This is a genomic window from Amycolatopsis sp. NPDC051903 (assembly GCF_044452505.1).
Taxonomy (GTDB): Bacteria; Actinomycetota; Actinomycetes; order Mycobacteriales; family Pseudonocardiaceae; genus Amycolatopsis.
In genome coordinates this window covers 110,302-128,395 of the sequence record NZ_JBITBT010000017.1, presented here as the reverse complement: position 1 = coordinate 128,395, position 18,094 = coordinate 110,302, and the positions used below count along the sequence as shown (strand labels likewise).

The window sequence follows — 18,094 nt, the reverse complement described above, 5'->3', positions numbered from 1 at the left end:
CTCAGCTCCTCGAGAACATCGACAGCATCCGGCGAGTCACCGTGAAGCCACCGACGATGTTGATGGCGGCCAGCAGCACGGCGGCCGCGGCCAGGATCGTGGTCAGTGCACCGCCACCGGCGATCTGCAGGATCGCGCCGACGACGATGATCCCCGAGATCGCGTTGGTGACCGACATCAGCGGCGTGTGCAGCGCGTGGTGCACGTTGCCGATCACGTAGAAGCCGATGACGATCGCGAGCACGAACACCGTCAGGTGCCCGGCCAGCTCCGGCGGCGCGAACGCCGACGCCAGGAACAGCGCCACCGCCCCCAGCGCCGCGACCGCGAACCTCGGCCACGGCGACCGCGGCTCCTCCGGTTCGGGTTCCGCCCGCGGGGCGGGCGCGGCCTGCGGCGCCGCGCTCACCGACACCTTCGGCGGCGGCCACAGGACCTCGCCGTCGCGGACCACGGTCAGGCCGCGCTGCACCACGTCCTCGAAGTCGAGGGTCAGCCGGCCGTCCTTCTCCGGGGTGAGCAGCTTCAGCAGGTTCACCACGTTCGTGCCGTAGAGCTGCGAGGCCTGCGCGGGCAACCGGCCCGGCAGGTCGGTGTAGCCGATGATCGTCACGCCGTTGTCCGTGGTCACGACCTCGCCGGCCACCGTGCCCGCGACGTTGCCGCCCTGCGCCGCGGCCATGTCCACCACGACGCTGCCCGGCTTCATCGACGCGACCTGCTCGGCCGTCAGCAGCTTCGGCGCGGGCCGGCCCGGGATGAGCGCCGTCGTCACGACGATGTCCACGTCGGCGGCCTGCTCGGAGTAGATCTCCGCGGCCCGCTTGTCGTAGGCCTCCGACGTGGCCTTGGCGTAGCCGTCGGTGCTCGCCTCCTGCTCGACCTCCACCGCGAGGTACTCACCGCCCAGCGACCGCACCTGGTCGGCCACCTCCGGCCGCGGGTCCGTCGCCCGGACCACCGCACCCAGGCTGTTCGCGGCCGCGATCGCCGCCAGCCCCGCGACCCCGGCACCCGCGACGAGCACCTTCGCCGGCGGCACCTTGCCCGCCGCGGTGACCTGGCCCGTGAAGAACCGGCCGAACACGTGCGCCGCCTCGATCACCGCGCGGTACCCGGCGATGTTCGCCATCGAGCTGAGCACGTCCAGCGACTGCGCCCGCGAAATCCGCGGGACCGCGTCCATCGCCAGCGCCGTGACGCCCTTCGCGGCCAGCGCCGCCAGCCGGTCCGGCTCCAACGCCGGCGCCAGCATCGACACCAGCGTCGTGCCGGGGAGCAGCCGCTCGATCTGTTCCGCGTCCGGCGGGTTGATCGTCACGACGACTTCCGCGTCCCACACCGGATCGGCCGACACCTCGGCGCCCGCGGCCAGGTAGGCCTCGTCGTCGAACCCGGACCGCACACCGGCCCCGGACTCCACCACGACGGGGTAGCCGAGGCCGATGGCTTTGCGCACGGTGTCCGGGGTCAGCGCCACCCGCGTCTCGGACTTGGCCGGCTCCGCGACCAGGCCGATGCGCAAGGGCGCCCCGGGCGATGTGCTGTGGTCGGTCATCAGTTCTCCTCCTCGGAGATCACCACAGGGGATTTCAGCGTCCAACGACCAGGGTGAAAAGCGGATTCCGCGGACACCAGGTGACAGTTGTCTCTTGAACGATGCCTTCGAATCTTCTTGAACGATGCGACCAGCGCGGCCGCCGTCACGGCAGCGGCCAGGGCACGAGATCCCGCGGTGCCCGCAGCAGCTGCACCGACCGGGCCCCGACCACGATCCGGGATTTGGGCTCCAGCACACCCACGTACGCGGGGCTCCCGTCGGCCGTGCCGGTGTCCAGCGTGGGTTTGTACGTGACGCCGTACTCGGGGCCCGGCAGGACCACCTCGACGTCGTCTTCGCCGGCGTGCAGGATCAGCAGCCACGAGTGGTCGGTGACGAGGGCGCCTTCGCGGTTGCGCGCTTGGGAGTTGGACCCGTCGATCCACATGCACAGCGTGCGGCGGCTCTCGTCGAACCAGTCGATCTCGTCGAACTCCTCACCGTCGGGGCGGAACCACACGAGGTCCGGTTTGCCGGTGGGCGTGGTGCGGCCCTCGAAGAACTCCGGCTGGCGCAGCGCGGGGCTGTAGGCGCGCAGGCGCACCACCCGCCGGGCGAACGACAGCATCGGCTCGGTCTCCGCCGTCGGCGTCCAGTCCACCCAGGACGTCTCGTCGTCGAGGCAGTAGGCGTTGTTGTTGCCGCCCTGCGTCCGCCACATCTCGTCGCCCGCGACCAGCATCGGGGTGCCGGTGGAGAGCATCAGCGTGGCGAAGAGGTTGCGCGCCTGGCGGGTGCGCAGCGCGCCGATCGCCGGATCGTCGGTCTCCCCCTCCGCGCCGTGGTTCCACGAGCGGTTGTCGTTGGTGCCGTCGCGGTTGTCCTCGCCGTTGGCCTCGTTGTGCTTTTCGTTGTAGGACACCAGATCCCGCAGCGTGAAGCCGTCGTGGGCGGTCACGAAGTTGATCGACTGCCACGGCCGGCGCAGGTTGTGGTCGTAGAGGTCGGACGACCCCGACAGCCGGTACGCGAGGTCACGCACCCCGGTGGCGCCGCGCCAGAAGTCGCGCACCGTGTCGCGGTAGCGCCCGTTCCACTCGGCCCACTGCGCGCCGAAGTCGCCGACGCGGTAGCCGTCCCCCGTCGCGTCCCACGGTTCGGCGATGAGCTTGCACCGCGACAGCACCGGGTCCGTCGTGATGGCCGTGAGCATCGTCGAATCGCGGTCGAACATCCCGCCGCGCGGGCGCCCGAGCGTGCTCGCCAGATCGAAGCGGAAGCCGTCGACGCCGAGTTCCTGCGTCCAGTACCGCAGCGAGTCCGTCACGAGCCGCACGACCGTGGGCGAGCCCGCGTCGAGCGTGTTGCCGCAGCCGGTGATGTCGGCCATGTGCCCGCGCTTGGTGTGCAGGTAGTACGCCGGGGCGTCGAGCCCGCGCAGGAACAGCGTCGGCCCGTCCGGTCCGCCCTCACAGGTGTGGTTGAAGACGACGTCGACGATCACCTCGATGTTGGCCGCGTGCAGCGCCGCCACCATCGAACGGAACTCCTCGATCTCCCGGCCCGGCTCGCTGGCGTAGCCGGGGTGCGGCGCGAAGAAGCCCAGCGGCGAGTAGCCCCAGTAGTTGTGCCGGCCGGCCCGCACGAGCGACGGCTCGTCGGCGTACGCGTGCACCGGCATCAGTTCCACGGTGGTCACCCCGAGCCGCGTGAGGTGCTCGATCGCCACCGGGTGCGCCACGCCGAGGTAGGTGCCGCGCAGCGCCTCCGGGATGAAGGGGTGCAGTTCGGTGAACCCCTTCACGTGCAGCTCGTAGATCACCGACTCCTCGAACGGCACCTCGGGTTTGCTGCCCGTGTCCGGCCCGCCCGGCGAGGCGACCACCGAAAGCGGCACGCTGCCCAGGGAGTCCACAGTGGACATCGGCCCGCGGTCGGGGTGGCCCGTGAACCCCTGTGCGGCGCCGAGGTCGGTCAGCTGCCCGGTGATCCGCTGCGCGTACGGGTCCACCAGCAGCTTCGCCGGGTTGCAGCGCAGTCCCCGGAGCGGGTCGTACGGCCCGTGCACGCGGTAGCCGTAGCGCTGCCCCGGGGTGACGCCGGGGACGAGCCCGTGCCACACGCCGAACGTGCGCTCGGTGAGCTCGATGCGCCGCTCGCTGCCGTCGTCGGCGATGAGGCACACCTCCACGGCTTCGGCGACCGCCGAGGTGACGGCGAAGCGCACCCCTCCGGCTTCCGGGTGAGCGCCGAGCGGAAAGGGACGGCCGGCCAGGACCTGGGTGTCGGTAGCGGGTCGTGTTGCCATGGGGAGATCTTCCCAGGCCGGGCGGTTTTCCGGGCCCTGCTACCCGGCTGAACTTTCCCGGGAAAGACTCCTGCTCGCGGGGTTGACGCCGGTCAGGAGGTGGCCACCAGCGCGAACGAAGCCGGTGGAAGCTGCACGGTCCCGCGCGCGTCGTCGAACTCGGGGGCACCCCACGACGCCAGGACCTCGCCGGGCGTCCCAGCCAATGGGACGACCGCGTCCGTCGCGCCGAAATTGCACGCCAGCCGCAGGGAACCGCGGTGCAGCACGAGCCACGAGTCGTCCGGCGCCGCGCGCACCTCGAACCCGGCGAGGTCCGGGTCGGTGAGCTCGGGCCGTTCGCGGCGCAGCCGGATCAGCGTGCGGTAGAGCTCCAGCACCTCCCGGTGCCCCGCCTTCGCCGGTTCGGCCCAGTCGAGCTTGGACCGTTCGACGGTCGCCGGGTCCATCGGATCCGGCACGTCCGCCTCGCCCCAGCCGTGGCGGGCGAACTCGCGCCGCCGCCCCGTCCGCACGGCCTCCGCCAGCTCAGGATCCGGGAACGACGCGAAGAACTGCCACGGCGTGCTCGCGCCCCACTCCTCGCCCATGAACACCATCGGCGTGTACGGCGAGCAGAACACCACCGCCGCGGCGCACGCGATCAGCCCGGGCGCGACCGTGGCCGAGAGGCGATCGCCCGTGGCGCGGTTGCCGATCTGGTCGTGGTTCTGCAGGTAGGCCAGGAACCGGTGCCCCGGCGTCGTGCGGGTGTCCACGGGCCGCCCGTGCGTGCGCTCGCGAAACGACGACCACGTGCCGGCGTGGAAGAACGCCTCGCGCAGCGTCTTCGCGAGCGCGCCCGGCGCGGCGAAGTCCGTGTAGTAGCCCGTGGTTTCGCCGGTGATGCGCACGTGCAGCGCGTGGTGCAGGTCGTCGGACCACTGCGCGCCCAGGCCGTAACCACCGCCGTCACGCCGCGTGACGAGCCGCGGGTCGTTCTGGTCCGACTCCGCGATGAGCGTGAGCGGGCGCCGCAGCGCCGCGGACAGCCGGTCGACCTCGGTGGCCAGCTCCTCCAGCAGGTGCACGGCGCGCTTGTCCACGAGCGCGTGGACGGCGTCGAGCCGCAGCGCGTCGACGTGGAAGTCGCGCAGCCAGCCCAAGGCGTTGTCGAGCACGTACCGGCGCACCTCGTCCGAGCCCGGGCCGTCGAGGTTCAGCCCGGCGCCCCAGTCGGTGTGCCCCGCGAAGTACGGCCCGAAGCGGTCGAGGTACGCGCCCGACGGGCCGAGGTGGTTGTAGACCACGTCCAGCACCACGGCGAGGCCACGCGCGTGGCAGGCGTCGACGAACCGCTTGAGCCCGTCGGGCCCGCCGTAGGGCTCGTGCACCGCGCCCCACAGCACGCCGTCGTAGCCCCAGCCCGCGGTGCCGTCGAACGAGTTCACCGGCAGCAGCTCGACGTGCGTGATGCCGAGGTCGGCGAGGTGGCCGAGCCGCTCGATGGCGGAATCGAACGTGCCACCCTCGGTGAACGTGCCCACGTGCAGCTCGTACACGACCCCGCCGGGCAGCTGCCGGCCCGTCCACGCGCCGTCGGTCCAGGCGAACGCCGAGTGGTCGTACCCGCGCGAGGCCTCGTGCACGCCGGCGGGCTGGCGCAGCGAACGCGGATCCGGCAGCGGCTTGGTGTCGTCGCCGAGCAGGAACGCGTAATCGGTACCGGAGACGCCGGCGCGCCACCACCCGCCGCCGACCGGGGTCATGTCGTGGTCGGTGCCGTCGACGCGGACCCGCACGCGCTCCGCGGCGGGTGCCCACACGGTGAACATCAGGAATCCCCTCGCACCAGAAGAGCCACCGGGTACCGGGCGAACAGCGCCGCCGCCGCGGGCGCGTCGCCCAGGGCCCGGCCGGTGAGGACGTCGGTCCACACCCCTTCGGACAGCGGCAGCACGGTGTCGCGCCAGCCGCCGGACTTCTCGAGCCCCACCGGCAGCCGCGTCACCGCGACCGCGAGGTCCGCGCCGCGCTGGAACGCCAGCAGGTGCCCGGCCGCCGCGCCCTCGGCGTGCAGCGGGCGGTACCCGGTGAACAGCTCGGGCCGCTCGCGCCGCAAGGTGAGCGCGCGGTGCACCACGAGGAGCTTCGCGGCACCGGATTCGTCGACCTCGGGCAGCTCGCCGGCGAGCACGCGGTCGAGGATTTCGCGGCGGGCGCCGTAGTCGACCGCGCGCCGGTTGTCGGGGTCGACGAGGGAGAAGTCCCACAGCTCCGTGCCCTGGTACACGTCGGGCACGCCCGGGCCCGTCAGCTGCACGAGCTTCTGGCCCAGCGAGTTCACGTACCCGGCGCCGGCCAGCCGCCGGACGAACGCCTCGACGTCGGCGGCCAGCTCGGCGTCGTCGAGCACGCGCGCGGGCCACGCCGCGACGGCGCGTTCGAACTCCTCGTCGTGGTCGGTCCAGGTGGTGCGGAGTTTCGACTCCTTGGCCGCCTTGTCGAGGTAGTCGCGCAGGCGCTCCGGGCCGATCGGCCACGCGCCCACGAGCGTCTGCCAGGCCAGCAGGTTCAGCGACGGCTCGTCGAGGCCGGCGCGCGCGGTCCAGCGGCGCACCGCGTCGGCGAATTCGCCGGCCAGTTCCGACAGCACCACCTGCCGGGCCCGCGTGTCCTCCGAACGCTTGGTGTCGTGGGTGGTCAGCGTGGTCATGGTCGCGGGCCGCCCGGCCGCGCGGCCTTCGGCGAGCCGGTGGAACTGCGCGGGGTCGAGCCCGAAGGAGTCCGGGTCGCCGCCGACCTCGTTGAGCGCGGCGAAGCGCGTGAACCGGTAGAAGGTCGTGTCCTCGGTGCCCTTGGCCACGACCATGCCGGACGTCTGCTGCAAGCGCGTGGCGAGCTCACCGTGCGGTTCGGCGCGGACCTGCGCGTCCAGCGCGGTGAACGCCTCGGCCAGGTCGGGCCGGCGTGACCTGGCCCGTTCGAGGGCGCCCGCCCATTCGGCCGCGCCTTCGGGCAGGTACGAGCGGTACACGCCGAACGCGATCATCACCTCCGCCACCGCGGCGCGCGCGGCTGCCGCCTCGGTTTCGTCGACCAGCGCGGCGATCCGGCGCACCTCGGCCACGAGGATGTGGTCGGTCACCAGGCGCCGGGCTTCCTCCTCGACCGCGAGGTAGTCGGTGCGCACCCCCAGCTCGTCCGCCAGCCGCGTGAACACCGGCTCCGCGGCGGGATCGACGAACACGCCGGTGATCTCGCGCAGCGCGTCGTAACCCGTGGTGCCGTCGACGGGCCAGCTCTGCGGCAGCGCCTCACCGGGGTGCAGGATCTTCTCCACCACGAGCCACGCGCCCGGCGCGCCCTCGCGCAGCCGGCGCAGGTACCCGCCGGGATCGGCCAGGCCGTCCGGGTGGTCCACGCGCAGGCCCGCGACGTCACCGTCAGCCACCCAGCGCAGCACCTCGCCGTGGGTTTCCGCGAAGACCTCGGCTTTCTCGACGGTGACGGCCGCGAGGTTCGTGATGTCGAAGAACCGGCGGTAGTTCAGCTCGGCGTTGCCGCGCCGCCAGCCGACCAGCTCGTAGTTCTGGCGCGCGTGCACGTCCTGCGGCGTGCCTTCGCCGGTGCCGGGCGCGATCGGGAAGCGGTGGTCGTAGTAGACGAGCTCGGCGGTCTCACCCGAACCTTCGAGCTTCAGCTCGGTCACGGCGTCGTCGTCGCCCAGCACGGGCAGCAGCACTTTGCCGCGGCTCCAGTCGATGTCGAAGAAGCCGGCGTGTTCGGCCGCCTGGCCGTGGCGCAGCACGTCCCACCACCAGCGGTTGACCTTCGGCACCTCCACCGACATGTGGTTCGGCACGATGTCCACCACGAGCGAGAGCCCGGCGTCCTTCAGCCGCGCCACCAATACGCGCCGCTCCGGCTCACCGCCCAGCTCGGGCCGCGCGCGCGCCGGGTCGACCACGTCGTAGCCGTGGGTCGAGCCGGGCGTCGCGTCCAGCACGGGCGACGCGTACAGCGCGCCCGCGCCGAGCGCGCGCAGGTAGTCGACGATCCCGGCGGCGTCGGTGAAGGTGAACTCCGGGCGCAATTGCACCCGGTAGGTCGACGACGGCGCGCTCACTCCTGCTCCTCCCGGCCGGTCCGCTGCAGCACCACGAGCGAGCGCGCGGCGAGCGTGTGCTTGCCCCCGCCCGGCACCGGTTCCGCGTCCGTCTCGCCGACCGTGCCCGTGGCGGTGTCGACCACGACCGTCCACTCCGTGCCGTACCCGTTGGCGGGCAAGGTCATCGCGATGTCCTCGTAGTGCGCGTTGAACGCCAGCAGGAACGACTCGTCGACCACCGGCATGCCGCGCGGGTCGAGGTCGGAGATGCCCTCGCCGTTGAGGAAGATGACCACGGACTTACCGAAACCGTCGTCCCAGTTCTGCTCGGTCATCAGCTCGCCGGCCGGCGTGAACCACGCGATGTCGCCGAGCTCCTCGCCCTTGCGCACCGGTTTGCCCTGGAAGAACCGGCGGCGCCGGAACACCGGGTGCGCCTTGCGGAACGCGGTGAGCGCCGCGGTGAACTCCACGAGGTCCGCGTTCTCCTTCGCGAGCCCCCAGTCCATCCAGGACAGTTCGGTGTCCTGGCAGTACGCGTTGTTGTTGCCCTGCTGCGTGCGGCCGAGCTCGTCGCCGTGCAGCAGCATCGGCACGCCTTGCGACAGCAGCATCGTGGCGAGCAGGTTGCGGCGCTGGCGGGCGCGCAGGGCCAGCACCTCCTCGTCGTCGGTCGGGCCCTCCACCCCGCAGTTCCACGACCGGTTGTCGTCGGCGCCGTCGCGGTTGTCCTCGCCGTTGGCCTCGTTGTGCTTCTCGTTGTAGGACACCAGGTCCGTGAGCGTGAAGCCGTCGTGGGCGGTCACGAAGTTGATCGACGCGAACGGGCGGCGGCCGTCGTCCTGGTACAGGTCCGAAGATCCGGTGATGCGTGACGCGAACTCGCCGAGCGTCGAAGGCTCACCGCGCCAGAAGTCGCGCACGGTGTCGCGGAACTGCCCGTTCCACTCCGTCCACAGTGGCGGGAAGTTGCCCACCTGGTACCCGCCGGGTCCGACGTCCCACGGTTCGGCGATGAGCTTCACCTGGCTCACGATCGGGTCCTGCTGCACGAGCTCGAAGAACGTGGACAGGCGGTCGACGTCGTAGAACTCGCGCGCCAGCGCGGAGGCGAGGTCGAAGCGGAAGCCGTCCACGTGCATCTCGGTGACCCAGTACCGCAGCGAGTCCATGATCAGCTGCAGGGTGTGCGGGTTGCGCACGTTGAGGGAGTTTCCCGTGCCCGTGTAGTCCATGTAGTACTTCGGCTCGTCCTCGACCAGCCGGTAGTACGCCTCGTTGTCGATGCCGCGCATGGACAACGTCGGCCCGAGGTGGTTGCCCTCGGCGGTGTGGTTGTAGACGACGTCGAGGATCACCTCGATGTTCGCCTCGTGCAGGGCGCGGACCATGCCCTTGAACTCCTGCACGGCCCCGCCCTGGCCCGGCATCGCCGCGTAGCTGTCGTGGGGTGCGAAGTAGCCGATGGTGTTGTAGCCCCAGTAGTTGCGCAGCCCGCGCTCGTCGAGGCCGTGGTCGGTCACGAACTGGTGCACCGGCATCAGCTCGACCGCCGTGACCCCGAGCTTCTTGAGGTGCTCGATCACGGCGGGGTGCGCGATCCCGGCGTACGTGCCCCGCAGCCGCTCGGGCACGAACGGGTGCGTCATCGTCATGCCGCGCACGTGCGCTTCGTAGATCACGGTCTCGTGGTAGGGCGTGCGCGGCGCGCGGTCGTTGGCCCAGTCGAAGAAGGGGCTGACCACGAGCGAGTACGGCACGTGCCCGGCGGAGTCCTGGTCGTTGCGTTCGTCCGGGCTGTCGAACTTGTACCCGAACAGCGCTTCCGACCAGTCGACGCCGCGCGAAAACGCCCTGGCGTACGGGTCGATCAGGAGCTTGTTCGGGTTGCAGCGCAGGCCGCGGTCGGGGTCGTACGGGCCGTGCACGCGGTAGCCGTAGCGCTGGCCCGGGCCGACGCCGAGCAGGTACCCGTGGTGGACGAACCCGTCGACCTCCTCAAGACGCGCGCGGGTCTCGGTGCCGTCCTCGTCGAACAGGCACAGGTCCACGTACTCGGCGACTTCGGAGAACAGCGCGAAGTTCGTGCCCACCCCGTCGTAGGTGGCGCCGAGCGGGTAGGGCCTTCCGGGCCAGGGACGCACGGGACTCTCCTCGGGGACGTCGGTTTCTTGCGGACGGTGGGCTACCCACCGGCGACGGGTGCCGAACCACTGTGTTTTCGCCGGCCGTTCTTTTCGCGAGCGGTTCTTCGCGAGCCGGCGTGCGTTACCGGAGCGGCCGGGCCGCCTTCAGCGGCGCGACCGCCGCGCGCACCCGGGCGTCGGCGAAGAACCCGTCGACGCTGACGGGGAGCGGGATCCGCCAGTTAGGGTACTGGTCGACCGTGCCCGGCAGGTTCGGCTGGCGGCGTTCGCCCACCACGTCGGCCGGCGAGGTGAGCACCAGGCGCGACGCCGCCGAGGCCAGCAGCGTGTGCAGCGCCACCACGGGGTCGTCGGCCGGGATGCCTTCGCGCGCCACGAGGTCCAGCAGCGCCGTGCGTTCGGCCGCCGCCTCGGCGTACTCCTGCTCCACCGGCCGGTCGAGCAGCCCCAGCTCGGCTCGGACGCGCACGTGTTCGGCCTCCAGCCAGCCCGAGACGGTCGGCAGGTCGTGGGTCGAGATGCTCGCCATCGCGTGCGGATCCCACTCGGCGGGCCGCACGAACGGCTGGCCGGGCGCGTCCCAGTCGCGCTGGAACCACAGCACGGCGGAGCTGAGCACGCCCGTCTCGTGCATGGTCTCGGTGACGACGTCCTCGACCGTGCCGAGGTCCTCCCCGACCACGACAGCGCCGGCGCGGTGCGCCTCGAGCGCGAGCACGCCGAGCATCGCTTCGGCGTCGTAGTGCACGTACGTGCCACGCCCGGCGGGCTCACCCGGGGGGATCCACCACAGCCGCCACAGGCCGGCGATGTGGTCCACGCGGATGCCGTCGGCGTGCTGCAGCACCCCGCGCACGACGTCGCGGAACGGCGCGTACCCGGCTTCGGCGAGCCGGTCGGGCCGCCACGGCGGGAGGTTCCAGTCCTGGCCCTGCTGGTTGAACGCGTCGGGCGGCGCGCCGACCCGCACCCGCGCGGCGAAGACGTCGCGCAGCGCCCACGTGTCGGCACCCCCGGGGTGCACGCCGACGGGCAGGTCGTGCACGACTCCCACCGTCATGCCGGCTTCGCGCGCCGCGAGGCGGACCTCGTCGAGCTGCTCGTGGCACAGCTGCTGCAGCCACCCGTGGAACTCGACGCGGCCGGTCAGCTCTTCGCGGGCGGCGGCCACCTCGGGGCTCGCCGGGTCGCGCAGCGCCTCGGGCCACTCGCGCCAGTCGGCGCCGTGCACCTCGGCCAGCGCGCCGAACGTCGCGAAGTCGCGCAGGTCGCTGTCGAGCTCGACCGGGCGCGGGTGGTGCGGGCGCAGCAGCTCGAGCGCGATGCGCTTGGCGTCCCACACGGCGTCGTAGTCGATCAGGTCCGGAACCGCGTCCGGGGCCAGCGCCAGCACCTTCGCGCGCGTCGGCTCGTCGGCCTCGGCGAACGCCTCGGTGTCGGTGACCCGCAGGTACACGGGATTGGCGAAGCGGCGGCTCGACGGCGAGTACGGGGAGCGCTCCACCGGGTGCGCGGGTGCGAACGCCTGGACGGGGTTGACCAGCAGCACGCCGGCGCCGAGCTCGGCGGCCGAGCGCGTGGCCGTGGTGCGCAGGTCGCCGAAGTCGCCCATCCCCCACGAAGCGGCCGAGTGCAGCGCGTAGAGCTGCAGCATCCAGCCCCACGCGGAATTCACCTCGGGCAGCTTCGCCGGGACCACGACGAGCGTCGCGCGCCGGTCGCCGTCGACCACCTGGTGCCAGCCGAGCGGCAGGTCGGCCGGCAGCGTCGGGCCGACCTCGCGGGTCGTGCCGTCCTCCAGCTCGACGGTGACCTCGCGGCCGAGCTCGCGCGTCCGCCCGGCGCGGACGACGACCGTGGGCGGCAGGTCCGCCGACGCGCGCGCCGCCCGGACCTCCTCCAGCGCCCGCCGCACGGCGTCCTCGGTCGAGGCGTCCACGTCGAACTGGGCGAGGACCGCGACGACGACATCGGCCTCCACCCGCACCTCGACGCGGTCGGAGTTCTCGTAGGAGGTCGCGACGCCGTAGGCGCCGGCCAGCTCGGCCAGCTCGGGTGAGACGTCGGGGCCGGGCGGCTCAGCGGGGATCGGGCTCTGCACCGGGCCAGTCTTCCGGCACCCGGCGGGCCGCGCCAATCGCCCCGCCGCACGGCACCCGAATGCCGAAGCGAATGGCAGTGACCGGCTGGTCGGGGGGCGTGCCGGCCGGTCACCGCCACGCCTACCAAGAGGCCATCGGGTGAACACCATGACGGCCAGGCTCCGACTTCACCTCTTCGGGTGAGATTCCTCCGGCTCGACGCGCGAGCGAGCCCGGGTTCGGGTAGGCGAGGCAGGGCGAACAAGTTCTCGCCGCCCATCGCGTGCAGCTTGGGCGAACCTGCCGGCACACCGGTTCGATCCCGTGGCCGCCGACGGTCGACCGGCAGGACGCGGTCGGCGCCGTTCTCCCGCTTCGTCCCGATGTTCCCGGCGAGGCGGCTGTCGCGCCGGTCCGAAAAGGACACCACGGCGCCGGACCACTCGGGATCTCGTCAGGGCCGGATGAGGGTCCCGTGCTCGAGTTTGCCCGCCAGCCGCCCGAGCCACGCGACGACTTCGGCCGGCTCGCGGTCCGGCAGCCCGAAGATCACCTCCGTGACGCCGGCGGCTTCCAGGCGCGCCAGGCCTTCGGGGTCCGGCCGCGGTCCGAGCGCGGCCACCTCGGGTTCCCCCTCGCGGCCCTCCTCGCGCCAGATCTCCCGCAGCAGCGCCACGTTCTCCTCGACGTCCACTTCGGACGGTGTGGTGAGCCAGCCGTCGGCGCAGCGGGCGATCCAGCGGAACGTGCGCTCGGCGCCGCCCGCGCCGACGAGCACGGGGATGCGCTGCTGCACGGGTTTCGGCCACGCCCAGCTCGGGCCGAACGCCACGTGCTCGCCTTCGTGGCTCGCCACGTCGTCGGTCCACAAGGCACGCATCGCGGTCAGGTACTCGCGCAGCACGGTGCGCCGCTTGCGCGCGGGCACCCCGTGGTCGGCGAGCTCGTCGGTGTTCCACCCGAAACCGACACCGAGCGTCACCCGCCCACCGGAGAGGTGGTCGAGCGTCGCGATCGCCTTGGCCAGCGTGATCGGGTCGCTCTCCACCGGCAGCGCGACGGCCGTGGCCAGCCGGATGCGCGAGGTGACCGACGCGGCCGTCGCGAGCGAGACCCACGGGTCGAGCGTGCGCAGGTACCGGTCGTCGGGCAGGCTCGCGTCCCCGGTGCGCGGGTGCGCGGCCGTGCGCTTGACCGGGATGTGCGTGTGCTCGGGGACGTAGAAGGTGTCGAACCCGGCCGTTTCGGCCGCCTGCGCCGCCGCCGCGGGCGTGATGCCGCGGTCGCTCGTGAAGAGCACGATGCCGTATCTCACAGCAGTCGACGATATTAGAACGTGTTTCAGTTTGCAACGGAATCCCGCTGGCCGCCCGAAGTGTCCGGTCGGGGTGCACCCGACCACCGCCGCGGTTTGCCGATTATTCCTGGAAAAAGCGCGCTTGACGTGGGGAGGAGCGGGGTAGTCAATTAGAAGGGCGATCACCCCGGATCCGTCCTGAGGAGGGGGTCATGCTTCCCCATCGCGACCGCAGTGCGCTGCGGAAGATCGAAGAAGAGCTGGCCGCGAGCGATCCCGATTTCGTCGCGGCCTTGAGCGAGGGTGCACCCCCGGCTCATTCCCGCCTGTGGTTCACCACCTTGATCCTCGCCGACATCACCGTCGTCCTGATGATCGTCATCGGGCTGCTGGCCGGCAGCACCGGTCTGTTCCTCTGGGGCCTCGTCACGGTCCCGCTGTTCGTCTGGATCCACCGGAGGCTCCTGCTGCGCAAGCGCGACCACGGGGCGGACGGTTCCGCCTAGCCTCCGGCGACCGGCACTTCACCGCGTAGCACGGGTTCAGAGCATCGCGGTGATGTTCTGCTGCACGCCGAGGAGCGCCTTGCCGTAGATCTCGTAGTTCACCGCGGGCTGTGCCATCGCGTGGGTCAGCGCGAAGTTCGCGTCCCGCCAGATGCGCTGCAACGGGTGGGCGTCGGCGAACCCGCCGGTGCCGTGCAGCGCCACCAGGATCCCGATCGCGTCGACCACGCTCTGCCCGGCCAGCCCGATGTCACCGTGCACGCGGGCCCGTGCCAGCCCGCCCATCTCACCCCCTCCTGATGAGGCCTGGTCGACGTCGTCCGCGGCCCGCGCGCAGTGCAGGTGCGCGGTGTCCACCTTCAGCGCGGCCTCGGCGAACCGCAGCTGGAACACTGCGGAATCGGCCTGCCGCGCGTAGGCGGTTCCGGTGACGGCCTTGGTCGCGGCCGCTTCCCGCACGAGTCGCAGTGCCGCCCGGCCGAGCCCGAGCTGCGGCGCCGCGAGCACCACCGTGAGGTACGGCGCGAACACTGGAACACGTTCTAGAACCGCCGCGGTTCGCACGACCCGGTGGCCGGGCACGAACAGGTCCTGCGCGACGACGGTGTCGCTGCCCGTGCCCCGCATGGCCGCGACGGCCCACGTGCGCTCGACCGCGTAGTCGCTCGCCGGGACGAGCGCCATCGCGGGCTCACCGGCGGCGCCGACCGGGATGCCCAGCAACGCCCAGTCCGCGTGCGCGATGCCCGACGCGTACGGCCACCGACCACCGACGCGGTAGCCACCCGCCACGCGTTCGGCCCGCGCGGTGGGCGCGAGCGCGCCCGCGACCTTCGCGAGCGGGTCCGCGCCGAACACCTCGTCCTGCGCCCGCTCCGGGAAGAGGCTCACGACCCACGCGCAGGCGTTCAGCAGGGTCACGACCCAGCCCGTCGCGCCGTCCGCCTCCCCCGCCTCGGCACCGACGTCCACGAGCGCCCGCAGGGTCGTCTCGTGCCCGCCGTACCGGCGCGGCGTGCCGAGCCGGAAGAGCCCGGCGTCGCCGAGCGCCCGCACGGCTTTGTCCGTCAGCCTCCGGTCGGCCTCGCCCGCTACCGCCTCGGCGGCGAGCAGGGACCGCAGTTCGCGCGTCCGCGCGACAAGATCGTCCACACCGCCAGTCTGCCCGCGCCGCTCACTTCCCGGCCACGGCGCGCTCCAGCAGCGGCGTCAGCCGGTAGGGCACCATCTCGCGCATCACCAGCGCGTTGTGCGTGCGCTCGACGCCCGGGATCTCGAGCATCTGGCCGGCGATGCGGTACAGGTCGTCGGCCTCGCGCGCGACCACGTGCACGAGCAGATCCGACTGGCCGGTGAGGCCGCGGACCTGCAGCACCTCCGGCACGGCGGCCAGCGCGTGGCCGACCTCGTCGAGCAGCCGCTGGGTGACCTGCACCGTCACGAACGCCGTGAGCGGATAACCGAGCGCGGCGGGGTCGACGCGGTGCTCGACCGAGTGCAGCGCGTCGCCCTGTTCGAGCCGCGAAAGCCGGCTTTGCACGGTGTTGCGCGAGAGCCCGAGTTCGTCCGCGAGAGCGACGGCGGTGGCACGCGGGTTGCGGTTGAGCGCGAGCAGGATGCGGGCGTCGGTGGCGTCGAGCCGCTGGTGACTGGGCATGGTGCGCAGTCCTCTCCGCACCGTCGGGTGCGATTCTGGGCGTTCTGCTCAGTGAACAGACCATCGGTTGTGCAGCATACCCAGCTCTGTTGGACTGAAGTCCTCGTTACGCCCAACGAAAATCGCAGAGAGGTCCGTCGTGAGCACTCCCGCCGCCGAACGCAGTCCCGGATCCGCCGAAGCCACGGAGGTCCTGCGTGAGGTACAGGACCGCGTGCTCTGGCTGTCCACCGCGATCATCGACCACGCCAACCGCGTGCGCCCCAACCCGACCGGGCTGAAGGTCGGCGGGCACCAGGCCTCGAGCGCGTCGATGGTCTCGATCATGACCGCGCTGTGGTTCGCGCGGCTGCGCGCCGAGGACCGCGTGTCGGTGAAGCCGCACGCCTCCCCCGTGCTCCACGCGATCAACTACCTGCTCGGCGGCCTCGACGAGAAGTACCTGACGTCGCTGCGCGAGTTCGGCGGCCTGCAGAGTTACCCGTCGCGGTCGAAGGACCCCGATCAGGTCGACTACTCCACCGGCTCCGTCGGCATCGGCGCCACCGCCCCGATCTGGGGTGCGCTGGCCCGCCGCTACGTCGAATCCACCACCGGCGGCGCCGGCACCGGCCGCCAGTACTCGCTCGTCGGCGACGCGGAACTCGACGAAGGCGCCGTCTGGGAGTCGATCCTCGACCCGAACGTCCAGGAGCTGGGCGAGGTCGTGTGGATCGTCGACCTCAACCGCCAGTCGCTCGACCGCGTGGTGCCCAACATCGGTGCCACGCGCCTGCAGGGCATGTTCGACGCGGCCGGCTGGCAGGTGCTCACCGTCAAGTACGGCCGGCTGCTGCAGGAGCTGTTCGAGCGGCCCGGCGGTGAAGCGCTGCGCCGGCGCATCGACGACATGCCGAACCCGGAGTACCAGCGCCTGCTGCGCTGCACGCCGGCGCAGCTGCGCGAGCGGCTCGCGTCGGCTGAGCTGGCGCCGCTGCTGGACACGCTCGACGACACCACCCTGCACGCGGCCATCCGCAACCTCGGCGGCCACGACCTGCCCGCGCTGCTCGACGCGTTCGACGCCATCGACGACCGCCGCCCCACGGTGATCTTCGCCTACACCGTGAAGGGGTTCGGCCTGGCCAGTGAAGGCCACCCGCAGAACCACTCGTCGCTGCTCACCGCCGAGCAGATCGGGCAGCTGGCCGAGCGCGTCGGCACTTCGCTCGACGACCCGTGGCGCACGTTCGCCGAGGGGTCCGCCGCGGCGCGGCTGTGCGCCGACACCGCCGCGCGCCTGCGTCGCGAACCCGTTGTGCCGCACCAGGTTCCGGCCATCCCGGCGGACATCGGCCGCACGCCGTCCGGGCGCACCACCACGCAAGCCGCGCTCGGCCGCGCGTTGCTCGACCTCACGCGCGAGGCACCGGAGGCCGCGAAGCTCGTGGTCACGCTGTGTCCCGACGTCTCCTCCAGCACCAACCTCGGCGGCTGGGTCAACAAGGTCGGCGTGTGGTCGCCGCAGGAGCGCGTCGACTGGTTCGCCGACGACCCCGAGACGATCCTGCACTGGCGCGAGCGCCCCACCGGCCAGCACCTGGAACTGGGCATCGCCGAGGTGAACCTGGTGAGCGCGCTGGGCGAGCTCGGCACCACGTGGTCTCGCTGGGGCCGGCCGCTGCTGCCGATCGGCGTGCTCTACGACCCCTTCGTGGAGCGCGCGCTCGAACCGTGGTCGTTCGGCATCTACGGTGGCGGGCAGTCGATCCTCGTCGGCACGCCCTCGGGCGTCACGCTCGCCCCGGAGGGTGGCGCGCACCAGTCGGTGACCACGCCGTCGGTGGGGCTCGAGCAGCCGGGCTGCATCACCTACGAACCGGCGTTCGCGCTCGACGTCGAGTGGACGCTGCTGGCGTCGCTGGCCCGTCTCGGCCGGTCCGACGGCACGTCGGCCTACCTGCGCCTGTCGACCCGGCCCGTGGAGCAGAGCCTGGCCGTGGTGCCGGCGGACCCGGCCGCGCGCGAACGCCGGCGCCGCCAGGTCGTCGCGGGTGCCTACCCGATCCGCACCGCCGCCGTCGCGCGGCCGGACGTGACGATCGTGACGATGGGCGCGATGGTCACCGAAGCCCTGGCCGCCGCCGACCGCCTCGACGCACTGGGCAAGCACGCCGACGTGGTGTGCGTGACGAGCGCGGGCCTGCTCTTCCGCGCCTTGCAAGCCCGGTCGGGCCAGGACACCGCGGACACGTGGATCCTCGACTCGGCGCTGCCCGCCGAGCGCTCCGCGCCGATGGTGACGGTGCTCGACGGGCACCCGCACACGCTCGCGTTCCTGGCGAACGTGCACCGGGTGCGCGCCGCGCACCTCGGCGTGACGCGGTTCGGGCAGTCGGGTGACCTCGAGAGCGTCTACCGCCACCACGGCATCGACAGCGACAGCATCATCCGCGCGGCCCTCGACGTCGCCGACTGAGCGGCAGCCC

11 protein-coding genes are annotated in these 18,094 nt (G+C 72.1%); 2 read left to right on the top strand and 9 right to left on the bottom strand.

Annotated features, from left to right (window positions below; genetic code table 11):
• Position 1 precedes the first annotated feature (1 nt).
• The 7 genes from ACIA77_RS30065 to ACIA77_RS30035 form a co-directional block, all read right to left on the bottom strand.
• Positions 2-1,558, bottom strand: coding sequence for a Re/Si-specific NAD(P)(+) transhydrogenase subunit alpha (locus ACIA77_RS30065; RefSeq protein WP_395889357.1), 1,557 nt, complete (start codon positions 1,556-1,558; stop codon positions 2-4).
• 145 nt (positions 1,559-1,703) lie between these two features.
• Positions 1,704-3,848 carry a glycogen debranching protein GlgX gene (gene glgX, locus ACIA77_RS30060; RefSeq protein WP_395889356.1) on the bottom strand — a complete coding sequence of 715 codons (2,145 nt, stop codon included), beginning with the start codon at positions 3,846-3,848 and terminating at the stop codon, positions 1,704-1,706.
• A 92-nt stretch (positions 3,849-3,940) separates the two neighbouring features.
• Positions 3,941-5,665, bottom strand: coding sequence for a malto-oligosyltrehalose trehalohydrolase (gene treZ / locus ACIA77_RS30055; RefSeq protein WP_395889396.1), 1,725 nt, complete (start codon positions 5,663-5,665; stop codon positions 3,941-3,943).
• Positions 5,662-7,956, bottom strand: coding sequence for a malto-oligosyltrehalose synthase (gene treY, locus ACIA77_RS30050; protein WP_395889355.1), 2,295 nt, complete (start codon positions 7,954-7,956; stop codon positions 5,662-5,664). Before treY ends, treZ begins: the two co-directional genes overlap by 4 nt.
• On the bottom strand, positions 7,953-10,082 hold the full coding sequence (gene glgX / locus ACIA77_RS30045; RefSeq protein ID WP_395889354.1) for a glycogen debranching protein GlgX: 2,130 nt from the start codon (positions 10,080-10,082) through the stop codon (positions 7,953-7,955). Before glgX (ACIA77_RS30045) ends, treY begins: the two co-directional genes overlap by 4 nt.
• Before the next feature lie 124 nt (positions 10,083-10,206).
• The gene (gene malQ / locus ACIA77_RS30040; RefSeq protein ID WP_395889353.1) at positions 10,207-12,186 is read right to left on the bottom strand and encodes a 4-alpha-glucanotransferase; all 1,980 of its coding nucleotides are present in this window, start codon (positions 12,184-12,186) and stop codon (positions 10,207-10,209) included.
• A 434-nt stretch (positions 12,187-12,620) separates the two neighbouring features.
• The gene (locus tag ACIA77_RS30035) at positions 12,621-13,481 is read right to left on the bottom strand and encodes an LLM class F420-dependent oxidoreductase (RefSeq protein ID WP_395889352.1); all 861 of its coding nucleotides are present in this window, start codon (positions 13,479-13,481) and stop codon (positions 12,621-12,623) included.
• Between the two features lie 194 nt (positions 13,482-13,675).
• Here ACIA77_RS30035 and ACIA77_RS30030 point away from each other — a divergent pair, with 194 nt between their 5' ends.
• Positions 13,676-13,969, top strand: a complete 294-nt coding sequence (locus ACIA77_RS30030; RefSeq protein ID WP_395889351.1) for a DUF3040 domain-containing protein — start codon at positions 13,676-13,678, stop codon at positions 13,967-13,969.
• Positions 13,970-14,005: 36 nt separating this feature from the next.
• On the opposite strand, the gene ACIA77_RS30025 is transcribed toward ACIA77_RS30030, so the two are convergent.
• Together ACIA77_RS30025 and ACIA77_RS30020 are read right to left on the bottom strand one after the other, a co-directional pair.
• Positions 14,006-15,121 (bottom strand): acyl-CoA dehydrogenase family protein, encoded by a 1,116-nt coding sequence (locus ACIA77_RS30025; protein ID WP_395889350.1) that lies wholly within the window; start codon positions 15,119-15,121, stop codon positions 14,006-14,008.
• 22 nt (positions 15,122-15,143) lie between these two features.
• Positions 15,144-15,626, bottom strand: a complete 483-nt coding sequence (locus ACIA77_RS30020; protein ID WP_395889349.1) for an Lrp/AsnC family transcriptional regulator — start codon at positions 15,624-15,626, stop codon at positions 15,144-15,146.
• 139 nt (positions 15,627-15,765) lie between these two features.
• Between ACIA77_RS30020 and ACIA77_RS30015 the strand changes: the two genes are divergently transcribed.
• A complete protein-coding gene (locus ACIA77_RS30015; protein WP_395889348.1) occupies positions 15,766-18,084 on the top strand; it encodes a transketolase-like TK C-terminal-containing protein in 2,319 nt (772 codons plus the stop codon).
• The last annotated feature ends 10 nt before the right edge of the window (positions 18,085-18,094 follow it).